This window comes from Anaerohalosphaeraceae bacterium, from assembly GCA_035378985.1.
In the GTDB taxonomy this organism is placed as follows: Bacteria; Planctomycetota; Phycisphaerae; order Sedimentisphaerales; family Anaerohalosphaeraceae; genus JAHDQI01.
Window position 1 is genome coordinate 17,771 of record DAOSUR010000001.1, and the last position, 25,889, is coordinate 43,659.

The following is a 25,889-nucleotide window of genomic DNA, read 5'->3' on the forward strand; positions in this document are numbered from 1 at the left end:
CTCCTGTTTCTATTCAAAAGAATCTGTACGAAACGGAACGGCGGGCAGTCCTTCCGCGTTATACAAGCTCACAACAGGAAAATCATCCCACGCATAGCGGACCGCCAGCGGTTCCCGGACCTGCGGGGAACAGACTACTATTGTATCGCCGTCAATTCGGACATCCGCCCAAAAAAACGTTCGGTCCGGACCTGCAATCGCAAAGCCGCTCGGGCTGCCTTCTTTCAAAACCAGCCCGCCTCCGATATGTGTAAAAGACAGACGAATGCAATTGTCTTCCACCACCATACTTTCAAAGACGGGACCGGAATATTCTATTGTTTCCCCATAAGCCAGCGAGCGGGCCGCCAGTGCCAAACGTCTGCCGACTTCCTGTTTATTCTTGGGATGAATATTGTCCGACTCACCGATATCGACCGCCGTAACCATCGCAACATTGGGGAGATTGCGATTTTTTGCCTGGGCTTCCCTTACCCGTGTTGTGCCTCCGCCTCGGCAGGGCTCCGCCGGCGGCTTGCCGTAGCCGGCCAGCTGCACATACACAAACGGAAAATCCCCCTGTCCCCAGCGGCTTCTCCAGTCCCGGATGAGCGTTTCCATAATCCGGTCATACACCGCCGCCGTCGGAATATTGGATTCCCCCTGATACCACAAGGTCCCGCGAATTGCATAGGGAATCAGCGGCGAAACCATCGCATTAAAAAGCACGCAGGGGCTGTGCTGGTCCAGATGCGGATTCTTCACAGCGGCGGGTTTTCGCGGCGGTTTTTGTCCGGCAGATTCGGCCTTGGCGGAGGCCTCTTTCCACGCGGCCAAATCCGCTTCATACTTCTTTTGAGCCGCCCCGCTGTCATACTCCTGACATTTTCGGGCGTACTCCTCCAGCAGAAAGTGCAGGTCCGTTTCGGCCTCGAGGGCTTTTCGGCTGATCCAGGCCTCGGCGGTACTGCCCCCGTAAGCCGTTGTAATCAGCCCGACCGGCACATTCAGTTTTTTATGAATCTCGCGGGCGAAAAAATACGCCGCCGCCGAAAAATGCCCGACCGTCACCGGGGAACAGACCTCCCAGCGGCCCTCCACATTATCAAGGGGCTCATCACGAGTGCCGAACGGCACATCAAAGACCCGAATGCCCGGCCAGTTGGCCGCCGCCACCTCCGCCTCCTCGTTGAGCACGCCGCACCAATACCGGTCCTCTCGAGCGACCGTCATATCCATATTCGATTGGCCCGAGCAAAGCCACACCTCACCGAGCCAGACATCCACAAACGTTCGGGTTTCGTGCTTCCCGGAAACCGTCATTTCATACGGCCCGCCGGCCAGCATCGGTTCCAGCACAATCCGCCACCGGCCCGAAGCATCCGCCAGCACGCTTTTGTCCTGCCCGGCCAGCCGCACAGTGATTTCCTCCCCCGAAGCCGCCTTCCCCCAGACCGGAATCGGCCGGCCCTGCTGAAGCACCATCGAATCGCCGAAAATCCCGCACACCTCCAGGGCAAGTGCCGGAGCGGAAAGAACGAAAAGAATCCAAAGGAGGACCGCTGTTCTGTGCGCCGTCCTGCAAAAGAGCGCTGCTGTTTTCATTCAAGCCCCGTCATACTGCGGCAGTTTTCAAACCGAACCTTTGAGCCGTCATCCGCCTGAATTCGGACATTCCGAAAGACCCAGTTTTCCGCATTCTTAATGATGCCCGCCTTTTTGGCGGTGATGTCAATGTTTTCCAGTAAAAAGGAACCGGCCGGCTGATTTTTGCGTCCGCTGACGGAAATCGCCGTTTCCGAATCCACCCCCTTGATGTTGCGAATGGTAATATCCCGAATATAGGGCGTCCCCAAATCCTCCGGCACCTGCTGAAGCAGCGCCTTCCAATGTTTGGGAAATTCCCGGCCTTCTGCCTCCAGCTGTTTGCGCACTTCGTCCGGCACGGTGTTGTACGCCGGATACCAGTCATAATCCAGCTTGATGGCCTCGCGGACATTGTGCATCTGGATGTCGTGAATATAGGCATCGCGCACCGTACCGCCTCGGCCCTGCGTGGATTTGAACCGAATGCCGGTGCTGGTTCCGTAGGCCTTCAGATTGTACGCTTCCACATTGTAGATGCCGCCGGAGGTCTCGCTGCCGAAGGTAATCAGGCCGTGTCCGCGGCGGGCGATGCAGTCCCGAATCACCACATTGTACGTCGGACGGTTCACCCGCAGCCCGTCGGCATCCCGTCCGGCCTTCAGGCAGAAATTGTCATCGTTGCAGTCAATATCGCAGTTCTGCACCAGCACGTTGGAGGACGAATCGATGTCAATCCCGTCTGAACTGGGGCCGACCCGCTCATCGAGGTTGGCCCGAATCGTCAGCCCGTCCACGACAACATTGGTGCTGTAGCAGATATGCACCGTCCAGAAGCCCGGCTCCTGAAGCGTCAGGCCCTCCAGCTTCACATTGGACGCATTGTAAATCAGAATCAGCCGCGGCCGCTTGCAGTCGTAATCCACTACCCAGCGCAGGCCCTTGGGGTCATACTCCCGCCGCATCGTCCAGTATTTATCCCACCACATCGAGCCGGATCCGTCGATGGTTCCCTTGCCGTATATCCGCACGTTGGACACGTTGTGGGCATTAATCAGCGCTGCGGGCCAGTCCGTCTCAATCCCCGCCACGCGTGTATAGATTTCCGGATACTCCGACTCATCCTGAACCCCCTTAATCAGGACCCCTTCGTCCACCCGCAAATCCACCCGCTCTTTGAGAAAAATCGAACCGGTCAGATAGGTACCGGGCGAAAACATCACCGTCCCGCCGCCCGCCTGTGCGCAGGCATCGATCGCTTTCTGAATGGCCCTGGTATTGACCGTTTTGCCGTCCGGCACCGCCCCGTACTCGCAGGCGTTAAACTCTTTGGCCGCGGCCGCCGCTGAAATCCCCAGCAACCCCAGAAACACAACCATTCTTTGCAAATTCATAAAAACTCCTCTGCACAGTTTCCCTATCAGTACGGTTTACGGTTCCGTCGTCTTTTTCAGGTCTTTCGATGCCGCCAAGGCAATCGCCCGGCCCTTCTGGCCGACCGCACAGTAAAAATGATAAACGATTCCGTTCCAATAGACAACCCAGGGCTTGTGGGCATACGTCTCGTCCCACGGTTCGGAGGAGGCAATCAAATCCGGGCCGTCCCACTTGGTCCAGTGCACCAAATCATACGAGCAGGCAAAGGTATCAAAAGCCCCCGGCCGCCAGAACGCCCCGAAATAAAACATCACCCACAGGTCGCCGATTTTGGCAATCTGCGGGTCCCCGCTGATGCCGGGCTTTCCGGCGGGCGATCGGTTTTCCAGAACCGGCCCCGGCCCGAACCGTTTCCACTGCACCATATCGTGCGAAACGGCCATTCCGATCCGCTCTCCGCCTTCGCGGGCGGCCGCATTGTAAAACATCACATACGGCGCCCCAACCGTCTGCTGCGGGTCATAAAGGACATGGCTCTTAAACAGCGTCCTCCTCTCAAAAAGGCGTGCATCCGAGTCTGAAGGACGCAGGACAGGTTCGGACAGACGCTGCCAGGGTTTGGCCGCCGACGGGTCATCCGTCCAGGCCAGCCCGATGGACAGCGGCGGCGTTTCGTATCCTTCCTTTTCTCCGCCCAGATAAGACAGCCAGTATTTGCCGTCATGGGTATGCAGTCCATAGTCCCCTCCCCACCGATAATCGTAGAGGGCAATGCCGCCGGCGGCCTGCGCCCAGTCCCAGGCTCCCTCCTGCCCGTGCGGCAGAATCACCCCCTGCGGGCTCCAGTGCACCAAATCATCGCTCACCGCCAGATGGGTGGTATAACCGGCGGGCTTGTCTTCCATCTGAAAATAAATCATATACCAGCGGCCCTGATGGCGAAAGACTGTCGGGCCGTCCACCATCCTGCCCGCAGGCGGCTCAATCACCACCCCGTATTTATACGGTGTCTTGACCTGCTCATAGACCGCCTGCATGTCCCGGCGGCTTACGGAAGTTCCTTTCAGTTCAATTCTCACCGGCTGGTTGCGGTCGCAGAAAAGCCAGCCGTCTTTCTCAACAAGTTCAGCAACCTGAATCGAGCTGCGCCGCTGTTCAAACCCGTCTTTTCGGACATCCTCTCCCCGCCGGCCGGGATGCGTGAAATAAAACACAAATGCCCGGTCGCCGCTGACCACCACATCCGGATGGCCGCCTTTAACCTGGTCATCCGTACCCATCCCCGGTTCCCGGAGCAGGTTGTCCTTCTGCCGCTCCCAGTTCAAAGCATCAGACGAGCGGTACACCCCCAGCCCGTCCCAGACATCCACCAGCATCCAATAGAACCCCCTCCACCAGAAGACCTTCGGCCCTTCGCCCCGCCACTGTCCGGGCACTTTTCCTTTATCCTCCCACCGATACAAATCCCGGCTGTCCGCATAATAAATGGACTTGCCGTCGCGTTCGTTGTTGTACCACATCCGCCAGGTGCCGTTAGGCAGACGATAGACACAGGCATCAATCACCCGGTCGGAGGAAAGCGAAAGGGTGGATTGATATTCCCAGTCGATTAAGTTCCGGCTGGTCAGATGAAGAATCTCCCGCGGATGGTTCCAGTCGCGGAAAATCCCCGGCACATAGGTCAGATACATATGCCAGGTGCCTTCGTGCTCGACAATCTCCGGGGCCCAGTAGGTATCGTCTCCTTTTTTGTAACCGATATTGGCCGTGCCCCGATAGGTCCAGGTCGCCCCGCCGTCAGCGGATTCAGCAATCCCGATCGGTGTTCCATGCACCCAGCTGACGCCTTCGGCATCGGCGGCGCTGGCCCGGCGGTTGGTATAAAACATCAGCCATTTCTTTTCATCCGGATGCCAGACCAGCACCGGGTCCGCCGCCCCGTCATAAACGGGGTCCCGATACAGGGGTTTGGCGGCCATTTTCTCTTCTCTTGCTCCAGCCGGAGCCTGTGCATTTGCAAGGGCGGCCGCCCAAACACCCAACACCCAAATCCATCGAAATCCTCTCATGCCTGTCCTCCCTGACAAAGACCTTTTCTATGAACCCGGCAGAGGTGAAACCCCTGTCACCGACATCCAGTCGATGTTGGCCAGACCTTCCGACTTTTCCGCAATCAGCCGAATGCGGTTGCTGCCGGCCGACAAAGGCACGGGAACGGCAGCCGTCGTCGTCCAGGTTGTCCACCCGCCGGTGCTCGGAAAACTGACATTCGTCGCCCGAGTCACCCCGCTGACACTCACGGCCCCGGTTCGGTTGCTGGTGCTGCCGTTGGCATACCGCCACTGCAGCTCGTACGTTCCCGCCGAGGCCGCATACACGGACCATTCAATATACATCCCGACGGCGTTGGCTGTATTGGCAAAACCGGTTCCTGTAAAGCCCGCGTTGTTGCTGTCAATCGTCCCCGTAAAGACTCCGATAAAACCCGGCTCATTTTCCTGAATGACAATCGTGGTAATGCTGTCCGGTGCCGCAATGACTTCACTCGAATACGCCGACTCATTGAGCAGGTTGTCCACCGCCGTCACCACATAATAATACGTCAACCCATTCTGGACGGACGTATCGACATACGCCGAAGCCGTCAGCGGCTCCGGATTGAGCAGGATATATCCGCTGCCGGATGTCTCCGAGCGATACACATTATACCCGAGCAGGTCGGATTCCGTATTGTCCGCCCAGTCCAGCGTCACCATTCCGTCGCCGGCCCAGGCCAGCAGGCCCGTCGGAACCGCCGGCGGAATCCGCTCCGGCCCTTCCCAATTTTCGGCAAAAACAGCAAACTCATAATAATTAATCCGGCAGTCCTCATTCAAATCCAGGCCTGGGGTCAGGCCGCAATCATTCAGAAGCCAGATGTCCGCAAACGAAGGCAAATCATCCAGATTCACGACATCGTCATTCGTAAAATCGCCGTACACCCAAATGTCGCCGGCCAAAATGATATCCGGCACCGGCGGAGACGCCATCCCGTCGCCCAGATAAAACCCCGGATGCGGCGGCTGATTGTAAGCCACATTCTGCCAGGCAATCGCCAACCGATACTGGGGGTCATGCATCAGCGTATAGAACCGATAGCCGGCCACGGCTGTGGTTGTATAAATCCGCAATGCCGCATTGTCGTTCGTCCGCCAAATGACTTCCTCCCGCCAGTCGCCGAAGATGTCGGCCGACAGACACGGGGTCGACTTGCTCCCGTTGTTGGCCGAACAACCCGTGGCCGTAAGCAGCGTGCCGACGCCGTATTTGCTGATGACATTGCTGTCAAGAAATTCCCGCAATAAATCCCCATCCCACCAGACCATAAAATTGATGGGGTTGGAGTGACTGCCTAAGTTTACTCCGGTACACGTTGATAACGGTACACCGGTGGAAGCCCAGACCTCGTATCCTCGATAATCCGCCCGGATGTCGCCGGCACAGGCCCGGCCTGTATCCCCGCTGGCCGTATAGCGGAAAATAACCTGACCCGTTGCGGCATCCCGGAAAGAAGCCCCGTAAGGCGAACTCTCGTGGCACTGCCAGACCTCCAGCCCCGGCCGGTCCGGGTCCATATCCGATACATGGAGGGCATCCCCATGACCGAGCCCCGTTGAATACAACCCCTTTCCATTATGGTCAATCGTACAGGAGCCGTAAACAATCTCGTCAAAACCGTCGCCGTCCACATCGGCCACACTCAAGTTGTGATTGCCCTGTCCCATATAAGAGGAATAGCCGTTGTTGGTATCAAATACCCACCGCTGCGTCAACTGACCGTCCCGCCAGTCCCAGGCGGCCAGCACTGCCCGCGTATAATACCCTCGGCACATCACTAGACTGGGCCGCTGACCGTCCAGATAGGCCACACACGCCAGAAACCGGTCCACCCGGTTGCCGTAGGAATCCCCCCAGCTACTCACATTCCCCCGAGGCGGAACATAATAAGTTGTCGCCAGTTCCGCGCCCGTCAATCCGTCAAAAATCGTCAAATACTCGGGGCCGGAAAGGATATAGCCGCTGCTGTTGCGGTAATCCGCCAGCACATCACCGGGCATCAGGACATAATTGCCCTGTCCATCCACTGTATAAGGAGCCGTTTTACAGGCTACCTCCGCCCGTCCATCACTGTCCAAGTCATAGACCATGAACTGAGTGTAGTGGGCCCCGGCTCGGATATTTATCCCCAAATCAATCCGCCACAAAAAGGTGCCGTTCAGTTTATAGGCATCCAGATAAACATTTCCTGTATAACCTGAAACAGAATTGTCTTTGGAATTATCCGGGTCCCATTTGACGATAATCTCATACTGGCCGTCCCCGTCCAGGTCGCCGACACTGCAATCGTTTGGACTGTAGGTGCAGGTATAGCCGTCCGGTGTCGTTACACCGGAAGGCACCTGAAGAGGAATCGTCAGATAAGGCGTGGACCAAACGCTCACCGGCTCCGTGGCCTTCCGCTCAATCCCGTTAATCACCGGAACAATTCGATACGTGCTCGAAAGGGTCCCGCCCGTATCTAAATAATTGGTGGAGTTGGTGATGGGGGTGGAATTCAGTTTGACGGAATCGCGATAGACATTAAATCCGATATCCGCCGGATCTGTTCCAAACAATCTCCATCCGATATAATTGGAATTGCCCGACCGGACAGCAATCACCCCCCTGTCGAGTTTTTCCATATATCGGGGATCTGAAAATCCAGTCGAAGCAAGGATAACAAAAACGACAGCATATGCATAGAAAGTTCCCCTGTGCTCTCTCATAAAACCCCCAGTTGATTGTTTTCGCTGCAGCCAAAACGTATATTCAGGACAAATTAGATATATTATTGTTTTAAACCTACCCCATATACTGGGCTTGTCTGTTAGGGAAATAGAACAGAAATCTTTTTTTTGCCTATTTTTTTGAGAAAAAAGCGAAAAATCCGCCCTAAATACTCCATTTTCTATGCGGGAGTATATCGTGTTTCTATCTCAAAGCAAAAAATGGGTAATTTTTTAAAAAAACCTCTAATTTTTTCGGAAAACTTCTATATCCAAGAACGGATGAATCTCTATGGAACTGGAGTAAATATGCCGGAAGAAAGAAAAAATCTGACATCGGAAGACTACCGGCTTTTTATCAAGCTCTATCTGGCCAACGAACGCCGGCTCTATGGGTTTGTACGGGCCCTGATTCCAAACTGGTCAGATGTAGATGATGTCATCCAGGAAACGGCTGCCGTCCTTTGGTCCAAGTTTGACCAATTTGACAAATCCACAAATTTCTCCGCATGGGCCCTGAAAATAGCCCATTTCCAGATCCTGAATTACTATAAAAATCAGAAAAAGGACAAGGTTTACTTCAGCGAAGATATGCTCAATCTTCTCGCAGAGAAAAACCTCGAATACCCCAATGCGGATGAACGGCTTCCGATTCTGAAAAAATGCCTTCAGCAGCTGAAGGCCTATGAGCTGTCGCTGATTCAGATGCGCTACGAGCCGGGCAGCTCGACACGCCGGGTCGCCGAACAGACCGGCAAGGAGCTCCACGTGCTCTATCGAATGTTCAACAAAATCCATGCAAAACTCCTGCTGTGCATTCGCCGGAATCTTCGGGAGGTGTATTCATAAATCTTATGGAACTTTCCAATATCCAGCTGAATCGTCTGTTTACGCTCCTCGGAGCTTTGCGGGATGAAGTCATTACCCAGGAAGAGTTCGAGGAATTAAGCACTCTTTTAAAAAATTATCCGCAGGCACAAGAGCTTTACATTGACTACGTCTATTTGTGCACCGACTTGTGCAACCTGCAGGCCGCAATTCGCCATACACCGGTCTTGGCCTCGCCGCTGTCCTGCGGAGATGAAGAACCGAACGATTCCGGTGCGCCTCTGACTCTCGAATTCCTTCAGATTTTAGGGGATTATGAAAAAGAAGTCGAGGCCGTCGAACTGCCGCCCGTGGAGATGCCGTCTCCGCAGGTCCCGCGTCCTGCAATTGCCGCCAAATCCAGACCGCAGGTATCCAAGCTGTCCTTGTTCGCTCTCTTCGCTTCGATGGCAGCCCTTTTGATGATTCTGATTTATCCGCTGGTTTTCCCAGCCCCCCAGTCGGGTGTGGCTTCCGTCAGCGACACCCTCGGTGCCGCCTGGTCGTCCCGCGAACCCCTCGAAAAAGGCACTCGTCTGTCGGCCGGAGCCGCTCCGGTTCAGCTGATCAAAGGACTAGTCAAGATTCAAACCGACAACGGTGTGCATCTGGTCATTGAAGCTCCTGCGGAATTCCGCTTCGTGAACTCCGATGAGCTCTCGATGACCTACGGACGGGTTTTTGTCAATATTCGACAGGCCCCCAACGGATTTGCCGTACAGACCCAAAAATCCAAAATTATCGATATGGGCACTCAGTTCGGAGTCTATACCGACATGCGGGGGGATATTGAACTGCACGTCTTTGAGGGCAAAACCGTTCTGATTGCCGGATTGAGCAACAAAACCAAACAAGTCCTGGATGTGATTGCCGGCCAGGCCAAACGCTTCGGAGAATCCGGCACCGAAGTGCAGTCCATCCGGCTCAGTGAGCAGTTCTTCGCCAGGGATATCCAGTCCCAGAACAACCTCATCTGGCGTCAGGAAAAACAAATCGACCTGGCGGATATTGTGGGCGGCGGCACCGGATTAGGCACCGGCCAAAAAGAAACCGGCATCAATCCGTCCAACCGCCCGGCGGATGTCCCCGGTGAAATGCGAGACCGCCGCAGCGGCAATGCATATAACAAAGTCCCCGGCAATCCGTATATCGACGGCGTTTTCGTGCCGAACGGAACCAGCCCGCAGGTGGTCAGCTCCGCCGGCCATCTTTTCCGTGAATGCCCGGTCACCAGCGGGTACTTCTTCGCCGACATCCTTCATTCTCCCGCAGAGAAGCTGCTGCAAAACAGCCAAAAAAATTCCGCTTCTCTGCAGCTCGGTTCGGTCGATTACAATAACCCGGAAAAAACGTTCCTGTGCATGCACGCCAACAGCGGCATTACCTTTGACCTGAATGCCATTCGAAGCCGCCTGCAAACGCCGATTCGGCGATTCACAGCCCAGGCGGGTTTGCTGGACTTTGCCCCCCGCATTTGGACGCCGGCTATGCGGAATGCTGGGTCCTGGTGGACGGCCGAGTCCGTCATCACGCTGCTTTGGCCGCCGGCCGGACCGAAAATATAGAAATCGAACTGTCAGAAACTGACCGTTTCCTGACTCTGATTGCCACCGACGGCGGCAGCCGCGATCCTGAACTGGACCGCAATGCCATCGGATATGACTGGTGCATCTTCGGACAACCCAAACTGATTCTGGAGTAAACGCATCCCTATGAAAAAGGCCTTTACACTCATCGAACTGCTTGTCGTGATTGCCATTATCGCTCTGCTGCTGAGCATTGTGATGCCCTCCCTGAAAATGGCCAAGGAGCATGCCGGACGGCTGGCCTGTGCCGACCACCTGAAAATTATCGGTCAGGTGCTTCACCTCTATACGCAGGCGAACACTGACTCCCTGCCGGAGGCGTACTACACGGAAACGCGAACAGGCGGAGCGGCGACCTACTTCATTTTCAATGTGGACCCGACCAAGCCGCCGCAGACCCGCATCACCGGTACCTTCAACCTGGCTCCCCTGTGGACCCGCGGGTATATCGATGATGGAGCCGTTTTCTACTGCCCGAGCAATAAACGGACGGCCTTCAGTTATGAGGCCTATCTGGGGCCGCAGGACTGGCCTTCCGTGGACCCGGCGTATGTCAACCCGAGCAATCCCAACTCGGTCCGAATCAGCTTTTCGTATCTGCCGCAGTCTTCGCAGCGGAAAATGACTGTCGGCACCAAACAATTCCCCGCCGTAGCCAAGAAGCTTTCCCAGACGCACCCCAGCCGCTCTATCTGCCTGGATGTGCTCCAGGCCCGCGAACGGATGTCTCATCGGCGGGGAGGATATGCCGGAGCCAACCTGCTTTACTCAGACGCCAGCGTAAAATTCCGCCAAAACCCCCAAGTGCTGGATCAGCAGGTGTACGGTTCCGACCCGATGCAGGACCCGGAATTGTGGAGAACCATTGTACAGGGACTGGAATAAAGAAAAGCGTAAATAGGGATGGGTAAGTAAATTTCATCTTATTAACTTTATTGTGGAGGATTTGGTTATGAAAGCAGGTATTGTATGGGTCGCAATTATCTTGTGCATGTTCGGCCTCGCTGCCCGCGCAGCCGTGGTCGTCACGACCGAGGTTGGTCAGGGAGCCGATACCTATCTGACCAATGACAGCCAGCAAGGTCCGACGGTTAACGTCGCCGGGGAGGAGCGAATCCGTGCCTTCCGTCAGCTGGCAAATACTCGCTCTAAAACCGGTTTCATCCGCTTCGATTTAAGCGGCATTGACGGCGACCTCGAGGGCGCCTTTATTACCTTTGACGCCACCTATGTAAAAGGCGGCGAGAAATCCGTCACGGTCTATGGACTGGTTGACGGGCCGATGGATGTCTGGAACGAAAGCACCATCACTTACAACACGGCCCCCTGCATGGTCCCCAATCCGCCGACAACGCTTGGGAATTACCAGTTTGTCGCCAACGCAACGACCCAGCTGGGCACGTTAACCACACCGGCTGCGCCGGCAGACCCAATCACATATCCCATCACCTTCTCTTCGAATCCGACAGCCCTGCCTTTGAAGGATTTCCTCTCCAAAGACACCAACGGCCTGGTTACCCTGATTTTTATCGGGGGCGACAATGAAGTGGAAGTCGCTTCCAAAGAACACGCCACGTTCAATCCGCCGATGCTCACTTTCCCAAATGCCTATGCGGTCAGACGGGCGTCCAGTCCTGTGCCGGCCAATAATGCCAAAATAATAATCAGCGACTATCAAACCCTCAGCTGGACCAATCCGGAACCGAACCTTCCGCAGGGAATCATCACCTGCGATGTGTACTTCGGCGAAACAGAGCCCAACGCCCTGCTGCCGAACTACGGCCTGACCCTGCTGGCCTCCGGCGTCACAGGCAATTCCGTTCCGATGCCGCAGCTGGTACCCTATAAGACCTATTACTGGGTCGTGAACACCAATGACACCAGCCGCCAGCCGTCCTATGTTCAGGGAAAGGTGTGGACCTTCAACACCAACAACAGCGCCCCGGTTGTCAACGCCGGTGCGGACCAGTTTGTCTGGCTGACTCGAACGATTGTAGATACCACAACAGAGTCTGACACCTATCTTCGGGACGCCACCGTTTACGGCGGGCTTGAATATATGGACGTCCGAGGCGGCAGTGTGGATCATGCCAGCTATTTGCGGTTTAATCTTTCCGAACTGGCCGCTCTGGGTCCGGGAACGGTCAAAGACGTAACCTTAACCCTCCGAAAAGTGGCCGGAACCCGGAACGATATAATCAATAATGCACGGTTCTCTCTGCACGGGCTCAACAATGTACCCGGCAATACACCTCAGAACTGGAGTGAAGCAACCCTGACGGAAAACGGCGCCGTTGCAGCCGGCCAGGAATGGAATGGTGCTGTTCCGATGACCACGGCTATCACGAACGGCTGGATCACTGACCTGGATGACAATGTGCCGGGCATTTCGGAGGTTATCGCCAGCGACGTGATTACCATTACCGGTCCGGCCCTGGAAGCATTCATTCAAAGTCGAGTTCAGAATGGCGGGCTGGTTACCTTCATTATTGGCTGCGAAGACTCCAATGACCGCGGGTATGGAATTGCAACAAAAGAGAATTCGAACCCTGCCTACCGTCCCCGTCTGCAGCTGACCTACCTGCTGGAAGGGGCGACCGGAAACGGTGATGCCGTGGTGACCCTGGTCGGAACCGTGACGGATGACGGTCTCCCCGGTGGTCCGGTCACCGTTCAGTGGACGCAGGTCAGCGGCCCTGAAAACTCGGCTCCGGTCGTAATTGACCCCGATGATCAGCTGGAAACCACGGTTACACTGGCATTCGCCGGCTGGTATGAATTTCAGCTGGAAGCCAGCGACGGAGAGCTGAACAGCACCGACAATGTCCGCGTCTATGTCGGCATCAATCCCTGCGATGCAGCCCACCAAGTCCCCGGCTATACGCGGCTGCTCTCTGATTTGAACGATGACTGCTTCGTGAACCTCAAAGACGTGGCGTTTTTCGCTTCTCAGTGGCTGGACTGCACAAGTTTGGTTTGTCCCTAATTGATAACGAATGAACTACTGTCTCCGGGCGGGTCACCCTGACCCGCTCGGATTATTAACATCTATTAGGAGGATTTAGTCATGAAAAGGTTCAAGATGTGCGGAGGACTCATCCTGTTGGCTGCACTGGGATTGACAGCTCGCGCAGAGGTCATCCGGACAACCGCCTTCGGCCGCGGAGCGGACACATACCTGACCAATGACAGTCAGCAGGGGCCGAACACCAATACGGGTACAGAAGTTCGTATGCGGGCCTGGCGGCAGCTGGCCAACACCCGCTGCAAAATCGGCTACATCCGTTTCGACATCGAGGGGGTTGCCGGTGATTTCAGCAATTCTACGCTGACGCTGCACTATACGTATATGAAGGGCTCACAAAGCACCATTACGGTGTACGGGGTGAAGGACGGACCGGATGATTTCTGGATTGAAAGCGGGACCGGCGGCATCACATATAATACCGCTCCGGGCCTTCTTGCCACCACACTCGGAAATTATTCAATCGACACCAACAAGGCCGTTCAGCTGGGAACTTTTATCAGCCCGGGTGTTCAAACCCTGCCGTTTTCCGTAACAACCAACCCGTCCACTCTGAATTTGTCCTCTTTCCTGGCATCCGACACAAACGGTCTGGTCACGTTCTTCTTCATCGGTCCGGATGACGAAGACGAAATCGCCACGAAAGAACGCACGGACGGAACGCCGCCTCCCTCGCTGAATATGCCCAACGCTTCTTTGGGCAAGGCCATCAATCCCAATCCGGATCATGATTCCTATGTCAACCGTTTCTCACTGACCCAGCTGCAGTGGGAGCTTCTGCCGGGAGTGGGCAAATGCGATGTTTATTTCGGAACAGATCCGAATACGGCCACAATGAGCAAGCTGACCTTTGCGCCGGCTGTAACATCCGTGAACATCAATTCCTTCGCCGGCTACAGCGTTCCGCTGGCGGAGAGAAGTTATTACTGGCGAGTGGACTGCTACGATACCCATCCGACGGACCCGAACAAATTTGTCGGACCGTTCTGGAAATTCACCGCCACCGCCGCCCCGATCTTTGTGAGCATCTCTCCGGCTTATCAGGCCAAGTTTGTCGGCGAAACGGCGGACGTCATCACGGCCAGCTTTTCCAGCGGCTCCTCGATGACATACACCTGGTACAGAAGTGCCGACAACGCCACCAACACCGCGGCAGATGACGTAGTCGTAGGAACAAATTCGAACACCCTTGCCCTCGGAACTCTCGCCAAGAGCCATGCCGGCTGGTATTACTGCGTGGCCTCCGGTACGGGCGGTCAGACAGCCAGCAGCACCGTTCGGGTTTCCATCAAGCAGCAGATTGCCTATTACACCTTTGACGGGAATGCGAATGATTCCTCCGGCAACAACCTGCACGGAACCCTCATGGGTGAACCGACGTTTGCCGCCGGCATCTTCGGACAGGCCCTGTTGTTTGACGGCATCGATGATTATGTCCAGCTGCCCGCCGGCTTTGATGACTTCTCGCCGGGCATCACCATCTCCGTCTGGGCCAGACCCGCTGCTGTGACCAACTGGGCCCGGTTTGTGGACCTGGGCAACGGCGCCGCCAGCGACAACATCTATCTGAGCCGAAACAGCACCTCGACAAACCTGACATACAGCCACTATCGGGCCGCTATCAGCGCCGGGGCTGTGACCGCCGCAGGCGCACTGAACCTGAATGAATGGCAGATGTATGCAGCCGTGATGGATTCGAGTGGGAATGTGACCCTGTACCGCAACGGCATACCGGTGCAGACAGGTGCCATTCCCCAGATGCCGAATATTCTTGTCCGCAACAACAACTACATCGGCGAAAGCAACTGGGCGGATGACGCGTTCTACAGCGGCCTGATGGATGATGTCCAGATTTGGAACTATCCGCTGACGGCCGACCAGATTGCCGACATGTATGCCGCCGGCGCCGGCAGCTTCTGCCGGTTCCGTCCGCAGCTGGACTACAGCGGCAACTGCCGTGTGGACCTGGCTGACCTGGCTGTCTTCGCTCAAAGCTGGCTCCAGTGCGGTATCCATCCGGACTGCCAGTAAGAAAAGATTTCTTCTCAGGGCAGGTCTTTCCGGCCTGCCCTGAGAAGATTTGTGTGTGGAGTGTGTGAAAGAAAAACCGTTCGGAATACAAAAAAACGAAAACTTTTTTGGAGGTTGGTTATGGAAAGGAAAATCTTTTATCTGCTCTTAATGCTTTTGTTTTTTGTGCCCTCTTCTCGGGCTCTGGTCATTACCACAGAATACGGCAACGGAGCCGATGCGTATATCGGCAATGACAGCCAGGTAAGTTCTACTTCAACAGCCGGGACAGCTGCAACGGAACTTCGCTCCCGCTACAACGGCGGCGGTTCCCGGTTCCAGTGCACCTATCTTCGCTTTGACCTGAGTGAAATGACAAACGAAACATTTGTCGGCGCCGTCCTGCAGCTGCAAGCCACATACATCAAAAGCTCAACCGGACGCCGACTGGATGTCTACGGTCTGACTGACGAGACGCTGGACAGCTGGACAGAATCGACCCTCTGCTATCAGAACGCCCCCGGAATGCTTCAGCCGTCGCAGGGCTGGAACACCGGGTATTATCTGATTGATGAAACCAAGCTGGTCTGGCTCGGCTTCCTGAACACCCCCGGAACCGGTGGGCAAACCCCCACGTATCCCATCACGTTCAGTTCCAACACCAACGATTTGGGAACCGCATTCAGCAATTTCCTGGCTTCGGACACCAACAAACTGGTCACTTTGGTGATTATCAACTCGACCGGCACCTCTTCGATCAACTGTGAAGACCGCTTCGCCTCCAAAGAACATGCAACCTTCACAGCACCGGCACTGGTTCTTGTACCGGAACCGGCAACACTGGCATTGGTAGGTTTGGGCGGTTTGATTACACTTCGGCGACGCGGATAACCCACCCGCGTGCAGAAAAAAGGGGAACCCGTCGAGAAACGGATTCCCCTTTTCTTTTTAAAGTAGTTTGCAAAGAACCTATCGGGGCTTTGAATACAGCACAAATCCGCCCTGCGGCGGCAGGGAAACGGTCAGTTTCCGCACATCCGCCGCGGAAACGGTTTTGGACTCCAACTGGTCCGGCTGGGCACCGTCGGTTATCAGAATTCCCTGAAAATTCTTCGGCAGGAAAGACAGGTCCAGCGTCAGGGTTTTGGCGGTCTTTTCCCCGTTGATACCCGCCGCAAACCATTGTTTGCCTTTCCGCCGGGCCAGCACAACCTCCTTGGCCGGATAACCGGATACAAAACGCGTCTCATCCCATGTGGTCGGTACCGCCTTAAAATAGTCCACCGCAAATGCCGGCAGGGCCTCCGCCTCAAACGGGGCCAGCCCGAAATGCTGAATCCCCGACTCAAAGATAACCGGCAGGGCCATCTCAAACGCCGGTGTGGTCCGACGCTGCACCCCGCGAATCCGGCGGCTCATCACCACCGGCGTAAAATCCATCGGAGCAACGACATTTCGCGTAAACGGCAGAATACAGCTGTGCTCGGCCTGCCGGTCAGCGTTGCGCTGGTCAAACGTGCAGTATTCCATCCCCATCACCGCCTCGGTCGTCACCAGATTGGGCCAGGTGCGGTGCCAGCCGCGCGGCAGCGTCGCCCCGTGGAAATTGGCCAGCAGCTGATACTCCGCTGCATCCCGCAGAATATCCTGATACAGCTGCATCGCGGCCTGCTTGTCGCCGCCGAAGAAATCCACCTTGATCCCCCGAATGCCCATTTGGCGGAGCCGTGCAAACTCCTCCCGCCGCACGTCCGGCAGATGTACCCGGTTTTTCGGCGTCATCGGCGCCGTATTCCACTCGCCGTTGGAGTTGTACCACAAAATCAGCTCCACACCCTTTTGCCTCGCCTGCCGGGCCAGCTCGGCAATCTTCTCATAACCGACCAGACGGTCCCAATCGGCATCCACCAGCATATATTCCCAGCCGAGTTTGCCGGCCATCTCCAAATACTCCTGCAGATACGGCAGTTTCGTCCCCTCTGAATCATACCGCAACCAGCTCCAGGCCGCCCGGCCCGGCCGAACGAAAGACAGATCTTTGACCTTCGATGGTTCCGCCACATCCGTCGCGAGGGTAGACTCTACAATAGCTCCCAAATCCCGCCCGACGATAACCAGCCGCCAGGGAGTGGAAAACGGGATGACGGCCGAAGGAGCAACCGGGTCCTGGGGGCCGCGGTGCTCATTGACCTGCGGAAAGGCAATCCGATAGACGCCGCCGTCCGAATGCTGCGCCAGCCGGCAGCCGCAGTAATTCTCATCCACCGCCGTCTCACTCAATAAAACCCAGCCGGCCTGCCCCACCCGAAACAGCGCCGGAAATACCCAGCCGGCCGAATACGGTGAAGGAAGCCCGACGGGTTTTTCAATCTCATAGTGGGCCTCATAGGACGGTTGGGTCTTCTCCCAGCCCGTTTTGGCATCATGCATCGGATGCAGCCAGCTGACCGTTCCGGACGGAAAGGCAAAACCGGTCTGTTCGGCCTCCACCGAAACCTTCAGGCCGCTCGGCTCCGGAAAATGATAGCGGAATGCCAGCCCGTCATCGGAGACCTGAAAGACAATCTGAATAAGCTGTCCCTGCGGATTGGCCAGGGTTGCCGTCCGCCGGTTGGCCCGATAGGCAATCCGGCTCTGCTTGCCGTGCGGCATCGTATAATTATCCGATACCTTTTCCGTTTTGGAAAAACGCTGCAGCGTCAGCTGCCCGGTAAAATCCGCATCGCTTCGCCTGACCCCCAGCGGCGATTTCTCCAGCAGAACCTCTTTTCCCAGCCGGACGGAATAAAACGCTCTGCCCTCTTCCATCAGAAAGTCCACTTGAATACGCCCGTCCGGACTCTGAATTGTATGGCTCCGTTCCATGGCATACCCCATCTGAAACAAAGCAGCCCCCAAAAACAAACACACCACCAACCGCAATTTCATACAGACTCCTTTCTTAAAAAAGCCCAATCGATTCATTCTCCCGCCCATCTCCCGCCGTATTCGCAAAAGGAGAAAAGCGGGAATTCAACCCTTTCAGCACAGTTTCATCAGCCCTTTAATCAACCCCTTCAAACATCTCTTCCGTAGCCGTCCGGACCCTTTGATACACTCCTGTCTGCGAGGGCTGCCCGGACTGCGGCATTTCATCGGCAATCACGGCAATTTCGGCAACCGAAGCCGTCAGGTCATCCCCAAAGCCCGACAAGGCCCGAATCTTCATTCTTTGGGCACAAACCGTCCCGCTGAAATCAATTTGCTGCGGATGAAACGTGGATTCCAGACGGCCCTTCAGCGGCTCCGACCATTCCTGCCCGTCCTCGCTGAAGCAGATTTCGTACTCGCGAACATCCCCTTCGTGCCCGCGATGGTCCTGCCGATTCATCCATACCAGTCCCTTCATTCGGACCGACTGTTCAAACTGAATCGTCAGTTCAAACGGATGGCGTCTTTCCCGGCTCGCCCGCCCCGTAAACCAGTATGTATTGGGATTGCCGTCAATGGCATTAGCGGCCGCATTGCGTCCATCCTCCCACTGGGTCTGAATCTTCGCACCCAATTTTTTCATAATTTGGTTGTCAAAAATCAGGCCTCGCAGCTGCTCGACACTGACAGCAGTCTTTGGAGCAAAGCGTTCGCTGTTCATATAGGTCAGCAGACTGGAGCGCAGCTGCCGGGCCGCCGGACGTTCGGAAAGGTTGGTCTCTAAATCCGCCGCACAAACCAGAAGTTTCCCCTCACCGACCCGGCATTCAAAAATCGCCGCCAATTTATAATTCCGATGCCAGTCATCAATCACCTGAACAATCGGCTCCAGTTCCGCCGGCATATCCGCCAGATTCAGTACCCGGCAGGCGGGCTGGAAAACCTGCTCCCATTGCCAGTCATAATAGAACTCCGTCGCAAAGCCCGCAAGGGCCGGATGGCTCGGCTCACAGACGATCCCCAGAAACCGCTCCCAATTCGGCCCCATCAGCCGATTCCAGAATATCGGCAGCCGGCCGATCGGCGGACAATCCCACCGCAGGCGGTTATAATGCGGCATCCAGAGCACCCTGCCGCCCGCCTGAAGCCGTTCAAAGGCCTCCTGTTCCGAACGGGTTATCAGAATATCCGCTCCGGCCGGCTCCGGCAACCCCTTCGGATACACCCAGAAATTCCAGTCATTCTCAAACGGCGTCCCCGTCAGCCCGACTATCAGCCGATACATCGCCGGGGCGGGCAAATCAGCCAAATCCGTTCGGACCCGCCCGAGCGGCAGAGCGCTGCCCAGCTCGACGGCATCCACTCTCCAGCCGCCCTGGCGAACGACGCGTCCGGTCCTGTCAGCAATGCGCCAATAGACCTCCGTCTTGCCCATCGGTTTTGCCCCGTAATGAGCGATTCGAATCTCCGGCTCAAACAGCTCATCCTGCGTAAACGTGCGCTTTTTCAGCACTGCCAGCGGCACCGTCGTTGTGCAGAACCGCCGCCACTGCCGTGCCGAAACATACCCCTTCTCCTCCCAGAAGGCATCCAGCACTCCTACCAGAGCCGTACCCTGCCCGAGGTAGTCATGCAAATCCAGCAGCTGAAAGCCCGCCAGACCGGGTGTTCGCAGGTTGGCTTCAATTTCCTCCTTATAACAGGCCGTCTGAAACTTCCCGCTGGCCAGGGCAAATTGCTTATTTTTGGCCAGCAGTCCGGCCGCCGCTGCAGACTCCCGGAAAATCTCATAATTGCCCGGCCGCAGATACCCCGTAAACTTCCGAATGATGTCGAAATCCGGATACGCGCACCACTGCCCCAGTTCGTGAACGATAATCGGAACATCCACCCCCTCAATCGAGGACAGATAATCGCCGCCGAACCAGGCCCGATTGCCCCGCACCGGCCGCAAACCGACTCGGTGCACAGCCAGAAAATCCGCCCCCTTCACAGGCCCCGGCTCATCAATCAGCGGCCAGCCCGTACCCATCGTATAAAGCCGGCGCGGGTCTTTTTGGCGGTAATACTCCACCCACTTCGGCAGAGACTCCTTCCAGCGTCCGGCCGGCTCGTTGCTCGGGGAACACAGCACAAACGACGGATGATTCCCATACGCCCGAATCATCCGCTCCGTTTCCTCGTACAATCTTGCCTCCATCGCCGTGCCCGGGCTGATGGCGTTCCACATCCCCGCCTCCGGCTGCAGATAAAAGCCCAGCTCATCCGCCGCTTCAAACGCCGCTTCAGGCGGACAGAATGAATGGAACCGCATATGGTTTAAGCCCCATTCCCGGCAAGTCTTAAACAGATTCCGCCAATACGCCAAATCCGTCGCCGGATAGCCCGTCATCGGAAAGTCGCCGCCTGAATGCGTCCCCCGAAAATGACTCCTGTGTCCGTTGACCAGCAGATTGGGGCCGTCCGTAGTGATCTGCCGAAGCCCGATGCGAATCTCCCTGCGGTCATCCGCCCCTCTGCCTTTCAATTCCACCGTCAGCCGATGCAGCACCGGCTCAAATTCATCCCAAAGCCGGGCATTTTTCCCCAACGATACCATCAGCTCGGCTTCTCCGCCTTCCGACGTCCAGGAAACAGGCACATGAACTTTGCCTGCCTTGAGCGTCCCTTTTCCCGCCTGCCCTGTGCTGTTCCCGATTTGCACGTGAACCCGCACCGTCTTGTCCTGAATATCCGGGTAAACCTGCACATCCTCCAGCCAGACCGGCGACGTGGACATCAGTTCTATCCGTCCGACAATCCCGTTCCATGTGCTGCCCAGAGAATCCGAAACACTGTGGGCATCCGGCCGATAATCCATCAGCATTCGATTGTCCAGCCGAATCGTCAGCCGATATCGGCCGGGTTCCAAAATCCCCAAATCAAATATATGCGGCGCCACAAGCGAATTGTCCGACCCGACCTGCCGCTCATTCAGCCAGACCGTCGAAAGCCACCGTGTCCGCTCCAAAAACAGCACCACCCGCCGGCCCTTCCAGTTTTTGGGGATTTCAATGTCCCGCTGATACCAGGCGGGTCCCAGATAATGCCGCGGCGGCTGGGAAAGAAACGGAACCTTCACATCCCCTTCCGCATAGGGCTGATACTCCTTCCTCAGATACCAAAACTTGTCATACAAAGACAACACCCAGGGCATGTCCTTGCTGATTGGGTTGCCGTATCCCTGGGCCTGGAGAACACCGGGCAGCCGAATTTCATCCGAAAGGTCTTTTCGAAACCACTGCTCCCGCAAACCGGCATCCTGCGGGTCCAAAGCAAACCTCCATCTTCCGGATAAATCAAGGGATGTTTGGGCCGCTTGAAGAATTCCTGTCATTATCAAGAGAAAAAGAACAAAATATCTCTTGATTGCCGCCTTCTTGAACAACATTACGACCATCCTTTCCCTCACAAAAATCCTTATTCCCTTTCAAAAGGACCCATTGTATTCAAAAACAGCAGAAAAGCCAGTGAAGGATTTTTCTCTTTTATTCCTTCTTAAAAAAAGGTATAATTTTATAGGACGAAAAAGAACAATTCTGAATGGGGATTTATTTCGTCGTAAACATAGATATTTGTTTTTCCGATGAACCCCATATGTTGGGAAAAAAGGGATATTTCTTAAAATCGGAGGTCTTGTGAAAAGAACTTTCTTCTGTCTTCTCGGAATGCTTTTTTCCGCATACACACCGGCCGAAATGGTTCACCGCTATTCTTTCAACACCAACGCCGATGATTTGGTGGGCTCTGCTCACGGTGTACTGAAAGGTACAGCCGCCGTATCCGGCGGTGCACTGGTTCTGGACGGCTCCAATGCCTGGCTCGAACTTCCCCCTGCCGTCATCGGCATCAACAAATACCACAGCATTACCATAGAGGCTTGGTTTACCCTGAATGTCTCAACGGGCTGGAATCGGCTCTTTGATTTTGGAGACACATACGCCGATCAGGGCGGTTACTATCTTTTTTACAGCCCTTCCGCTGGCGGAAGCGGTTCTCGGTTTTGCATTTCGACAACCGGCTATCCGGGATATTCAACCGGGGAACAATCCGTCGATTCCTCTCTGATCTCTTCAGGAACAAAAACACAGATTGTCTGCGTTTATGACGGGATTAACCGTCAGATGAGAATTTACAAAAACGGCTACCTGGCCGCCTCCGCAAGCAATATCACACACTTACTGACCGATGTTCATCCGGCCTTTGCCTTCATCGGAAAATCCTGCTATACATGGGACCCCCTTCTGAACGGGTCCGTCGATGAATTTCGCATCTACAATATTCCATTTGATGCATCCATGGTCTTGGCCAGTTATCAGGCAGGTCCCAACTCTCCGACGACGGTTTACTCAGTCCCGTCCAATCCGAGCCCGGCTGACGGACAAAACGCCGGAATCCTGCCGACCCTCACCTGGAACGCAGACCCCAACCCAGCCATTTTGTATCACCGGGTTTACTTGGGAACAGACTACCGAACCGTTTTGACCGCTACGACTACTACTGCCGGCGTGTACCAGACCACCAAACCCTCAACGGACAGGACATTTACCCCCTCCGCTCCTCTCGAAAGAGACCAGCTCTATTATTGGCGCATCGAAGAGGTCACTTCCTCCGGATACATTTTCAGCGGCCCGGTGTGGAGTTTTCTGGCAGTCAATCCAAAAGCCAATAACCCCAGCCCTGTACCCGGCACAATCGGAGTTTCTCCGGCCGGAGTGACCCTGCAGTGGCAGGCCGGCTATCAGGCCGCAGGCCATCGCATTTTGCTGGGAACCTCTCCTTCCACGCTGCAGGTGCTGCAGGAAAATTACCCGGACACGAGCTACTGGGTTGGCCCCTTAGAGCCCGGACGTGATTATTTCTGGCGAGTGGATGAACACACTGCCTCCGGACCGGATGTAGAAGGCGACCTCTGGTCCTTTTCAACCAGTGATTCGATTCCTGCCTGCTTGCCGGGAGATTTGGACGGAAACTGCCTGGTCGATCTGAACGACCTGGTTGTTTTTGCTGTCCAGTGGATGCAATCCGTAAACTGCAGCGGATATGATTGTGCTGACTTTGATAAAAGCCGATTTGTGGACTTGGCGGATTTCTCCACACTAGCCGCCGGCTGGCAGGAAACCGCAACCCCCCTGATTGTCATCAATGAAATCCATTATCACCCGGACTCCAACAAGGAACCGGTGGAGTTTATCGAACTGTACAACGCCGGCGCCCAAACCATCGACCTGAACGGCTGGTCCCTCGAAGACGCCGTAGAATATCGTTTTACGTCATCCTATCCGTTTGCCCCGGGCGATTTCGTCGTCATCGCCGCCAATCCGGCCGCTGTGAATCAGAAATTCGGAGTCTCCGCTTTCGGCCCCTGGCAGGGCAAACTCAGCAATGAAGGAGAACGGATTATTCTTCAGGACCCGCTGGGGCAAAAAATCGATGAAGTCAATTACGGTCCCTCCTTCCCGTGGCCGACAGCCGCCGACGGAGAAGGAGCATCGATGGAACTGCTCAATCCCTATCTGGATAATGATTTAGGAGGCAGCTGGCGAAGCTCCGGCTTTCTGCCGACAGCCGCACGCCCGGAGGAGGCCTTTGGGGCCCCCACACCCGGCCGCATCAACAGTGTCTTTACCAGCAATGTCCCGCCGCAAATCCGTCAGGTCAAGCATCAACCGAATGAACCCAAATCCACAGACCCCATCACCATTACCGCCAAAATCACCGACCCGGACGGTGTTGCATCCGTCAACCTGAAAGTCCAAATTGTTCTGCCCGGACAGTACATCCCTGCTTATCTGCCGATTCCTATTTCCTCCCTGCTGGCCAATCCGCACCAGATTCAGCCGCAAAATCCGGCGTTTGAAGACCCCGCCAACTGGCAGACCTATCCGATGCGGGATGACGGAACCGGCGGAGATGCCGTTGCCGGAGATTCGATTTACACCGCGGTTCTGCCGGCCCAAAGCAACAGAACCCTCGTGCGGTATCGCATCGAAGCGGCCGACAACACCGGCCGCTCCGTTCGCACCCCGTATGCCGATGACGCCTCGCTGAACTTCGCCTGTTTTGTGTACAACGGCGTGCCCCCCTACGTAGCAAGCAAAGACACTGTGCAGTCCTCCGGTCCGGGCTATACATACAGCTCCGAGATTCTCACCTCCGTGCCCGTCTATCATCTGATTACACGGGCAGAGGACTTCTTCCAGAGCCACGGCTACAACAGCGCCGACCGAATCGAACAGGGCACCACCAACTACAACAATCAGGAGGCCGGCAAGGTCTATAACTGGTCGGGAACCCTCGTCTATGACGGCGAAGTCTATGACAACATCGGCTATCGCCTGCGCGGCGGAAACGGCCGCTACAACTACGGGCAAGGCGGAAAACGCTCCATGAAATTCCGCTTCAACCGCGGTCATTATTTCCAGGCCCGCGACCTGTACGGAAACAAGTTTCCCGCCCGCTGGCAGCATCTGGTCACCGCCAAAATGTTCGGCAACCGCCTCCAGGGCCGATACGCCATCAACGAAATGCTCGATATGATGCTCTGGAATCAGGTCGGTGTACCGGCACCGATGGGCTGGTGGTTCCACTTCCGCGTCATCGACGGCCCCGACGAAGCCCCCAATACCCTCAACGGCCAGTACGAAGGCGACTTCTGGGGACTCTACCTCGCCTGGGAAGATTATGATGGGGCCTTTTTGGACAACCACGATATGCCCAAGGGAAATCTGTATAAATTGTCCGACAAGATCTACGAAGGCCTCCGGCAGCTGCGGTATCAGGGCCCCGATGCGGTGGATGATGCCTCCGATTATGAAAATATCCGATGGAACCTGAACGCCAATGCCACCGCTGCGCAGGTCCTGGCCTGGCTCGATACGGACATGTGGATTCGCTACCATACCATCGTAGAGGCCGTTCGGCATTACGATGTCTTCTCCGGACCGACTTGTTTCCACTGTCTGAAAAACGCCGCGTGGTATTTCTACCCCGACTATAAGCCGGAAAATCAGTACTGGGGCCGTCTGTGGATTCTGCCCTTTGATGTAGATGACACCTGGGGGCCCTTCTTCAATCAGGGAATCGACCACGGAGCGGCAGCTGTTTTTGACCAATACTATGTCACAGAAGGGCAGCCGGTTCAGATGACCATCCAGCCGGCCAAAGCCCCCATCAAACAGGCCTATCGAAACTTTATCCGCGAGTTCCTCGATTTGCACTGGAAGCCGGAAATTATCAACGGAATGATTGACGAACTGGCCTATCATATCTCTGAACTGGTGCCGGCAGACCGTGACCGATGGCGTTTGAATCCGCTTGCAGAGGGCGCCCGGGACGACGGTCCCCTGAGCAATGTAGTGGCGGATTTGAAAAAATTCGCCTGGCAGGGCGGAAGCTGGACAGGCGACCCGTGGTTTGGCGACCCGTCCTGGCCGGGTACTGTGGCCAACCTCGAAGCCCTCGCCGGGGCCGAAGGCGATTCTACCTCGATTCCTTATACGCCGACGATTTCCTACATCGGCACCGCCGGGTATCCAGTCAATGACCTGCGTTTTCAAACCAGCGCATTCAGCGACCCGCAGGGAAGCGGCACGTTCGGCGCCGCCCAGTAGCGAATTGCAGAATATCGCCTCAACTTTTCGCTTCCCCCCACATCAACGGAACTGACCCTCATTGCTCCTGCAAGCCAGTGGCGATACTTCAAGG

At 55.8% G+C, this 25,889-nt stretch carries 14 protein-coding genes; 8 read left to right on the forward strand and 6 right to left on the reverse strand.

Annotated elements, in window-relative coordinates:
- Positions 1-9: 9 nt before the first annotated feature.
- From PKY88_00080 to PKY88_00095, 4 genes are read right to left on the reverse strand one after another with little or no spacing between them, the layout of a single operon-like run.
- Positions 10-1,584 carry a sialate O-acetylesterase gene (locus PKY88_00080; protein ID HOQ03598.1) on the reverse strand — a complete coding sequence of 525 codons (1,575 nt, stop codon included), beginning with the start codon at positions 1,582-1,584 and terminating at the stop codon, positions 10-12.
- Positions 1,581-2,957, reverse strand: coding sequence for a glycoside hydrolase family 28 protein (locus PKY88_00085; protein HOQ03599.1), 1,377 nt, complete (start codon positions 2,955-2,957; stop codon positions 1,581-1,583). Before PKY88_00085 ends, PKY88_00080 begins: the two co-directional genes overlap by 4 nt.
- 36 nt (positions 2,958-2,993) lie before the next feature.
- On the reverse strand, positions 2,994-5,009 hold the full coding sequence (locus PKY88_00090; GenBank protein ID HOQ03600.1) for a hypothetical protein: 2,016 nt from the start codon (positions 5,007-5,009) through the stop codon (positions 2,994-2,996).
- Positions 5,010-5,036: 27 nt separating this feature from the next.
- Entirely contained in the window at positions 5,037-7,661 is a 2,625-nt protein-coding gene (locus PKY88_00095; GenBank protein HOQ03601.1) for a DUF5010 C-terminal domain-containing protein, read from the reverse strand.
- Between the two features lie 393 nt (positions 7,662-8,054).
- Between PKY88_00095 and PKY88_00100 the strand changes: the two genes are divergently transcribed.
- From PKY88_00100 to PKY88_00130, 7 genes are all read left to right on the forward strand, one after another.
- Entirely contained in the window at positions 8,055-8,594 is a 540-nt protein-coding gene (locus PKY88_00100) for a sigma-70 family RNA polymerase sigma factor (GenBank protein HOQ03602.1), read from the forward strand.
- Positions 8,595-8,599: 5 nt separating this feature from the next.
- Positions 8,600-10,177 carry a FecR domain-containing protein gene (locus PKY88_00105; GenBank protein ID HOQ03603.1) on the forward strand — a complete coding sequence of 526 codons (1,578 nt, stop codon included), beginning with the start codon at positions 8,600-8,602 and terminating at the stop codon, positions 10,175-10,177.
- Entirely contained in the window at positions 10,120-10,314 is a 195-nt protein-coding gene (locus PKY88_00110; protein HOQ03604.1) for a hypothetical protein, read from the forward strand. The genes PKY88_00105 and PKY88_00110 overlap by 58 nt, the downstream gene beginning before the upstream one ends.
- A gap of 10 nt (positions 10,315-10,324) precedes the next feature.
- Positions 10,325-11,083, forward strand: coding sequence for a type II secretion system protein (locus tag PKY88_00115; protein HOQ03605.1), 759 nt, complete (start codon positions 10,325-10,327; stop codon positions 11,081-11,083).
- 67 nt (positions 11,084-11,150) lie between these two features.
- Positions 11,151-13,184, forward strand: a complete 2,034-nt coding sequence (locus PKY88_00120; protein ID HOQ03606.1) for a DNRLRE domain-containing protein — start codon at positions 11,151-11,153, stop codon at positions 13,182-13,184.
- Between the two features lie 81 nt (positions 13,185-13,265).
- Positions 13,266-15,254: a hypothetical protein gene (locus PKY88_00125; protein HOQ03607.1), complete on the forward strand. Its 1,989-nt coding sequence runs from the start codon at positions 13,266-13,268 to the stop codon at positions 15,252-15,254.
- A 120-nt stretch (positions 15,255-15,374) separates the two neighbouring features.
- Complete coding sequence (locus PKY88_00130) at positions 15,375-16,124, forward strand: DNRLRE domain-containing protein (GenBank protein HOQ03608.1); 750 nt, start codon at positions 15,375-15,377, stop codon at positions 16,122-16,124.
- Between the two features lie 78 nt (positions 16,125-16,202).
- Here the strand turns inward: PKY88_00130 and PKY88_00135 are convergent, their stop codons facing one another.
- Positions 16,203-18,161: a glycoside hydrolase family 97 catalytic domain-containing protein gene (locus tag PKY88_00135; GenBank protein HOQ03609.1), complete on the reverse strand. Its 1,959-nt coding sequence runs from the start codon at positions 18,159-18,161 to the stop codon at positions 16,203-16,205.
- A gap of 115 nt (positions 18,162-18,276) precedes the next feature.
- Positions 18,277-21,519, reverse strand: a complete 3,243-nt coding sequence (locus PKY88_00140) for a discoidin domain-containing protein (GenBank protein ID HOQ03610.1) — start codon at positions 21,517-21,519, stop codon at positions 18,277-18,279.
- A gap of 301 nt (positions 21,520-21,820) precedes the next feature.
- On the opposite strand from PKY88_00140, the gene PKY88_00145 reads away from it, so the two are divergent.
- The gene (locus PKY88_00145; GenBank protein ID HOQ03611.1) at positions 21,821-25,795 is read left to right on the forward strand and encodes a lamin tail domain-containing protein; all 3,975 of its coding nucleotides are present in this window, start codon (positions 21,821-21,823) and stop codon (positions 25,793-25,795) included.
- Positions 25,796-25,889: the final 94 nt, after the last annotated feature.

Coding starts and splice junctions, on each gene's coding strand:
- PKY88_00080 (HOQ03598.1), bottom strand. CDS start 1,584: ATGAAAACAGCAGCGCTCTTTTGCAGGACGGCGCACAGAACAGCGGTC.
- PKY88_00085 (HOQ03599.1), bottom strand. CDS start 2,957: ATGAATTTGCAAAGAATGGTTGTGTTTCTGGGGTTGCTGGGGATTTCA.
- PKY88_00090 (HOQ03600.1), bottom strand. CDS start 5,009: ATGAGAGGATTTCGATGGATTTGGGTGTTGGGTGTTTGGGCGGCCGCC.
- PKY88_00095 (HOQ03601.1), bottom strand. CDS start 7,661: ATGGAAAAACTCGACAGGGGGGTGATTGCTGTCCGGTCGGGCAATTCC.
- PKY88_00100 (HOQ03602.1), top strand. CDS start 8,055: ATGCCGGAAGAAAGAAAAAATCTGACATCGGAAGACTACCGGCTTTTT.
- PKY88_00105 (HOQ03603.1), top strand. CDS start 8,600: ATGGAACTTTCCAATATCCAGCTGAATCGTCTGTTTACGCTCCTCGGA.
- PKY88_00115 (HOQ03605.1), top strand. CDS start 10,325: ATGAAAAAGGCCTTTACACTCATCGAACTGCTTGTCGTGATTGCCATT.
- PKY88_00120 (HOQ03606.1), top strand. CDS start 11,151: ATGAAAGCAGGTATTGTATGGGTCGCAATTATCTTGTGCATGTTCGGC.
- PKY88_00125 (HOQ03607.1), top strand. CDS start 13,266: ATGAAAAGGTTCAAGATGTGCGGAGGACTCATCCTGTTGGCTGCACTG.
- PKY88_00130 (HOQ03608.1), top strand. CDS start 15,375: ATGGAAAGGAAAATCTTTTATCTGCTCTTAATGCTTTTGTTTTTTGTG.
- PKY88_00135 (HOQ03609.1), bottom strand. CDS start 18,161: ATGAAATTGCGGTTGGTGGTGTGTTTGTTTTTGGGGGCTGCTTTGTTT.
- PKY88_00140 (HOQ03610.1), bottom strand. CDS start 21,519: ATGACAGGAATTCTTCAAGCGGCCCAAACATCCCTTGATTTATCCGGA.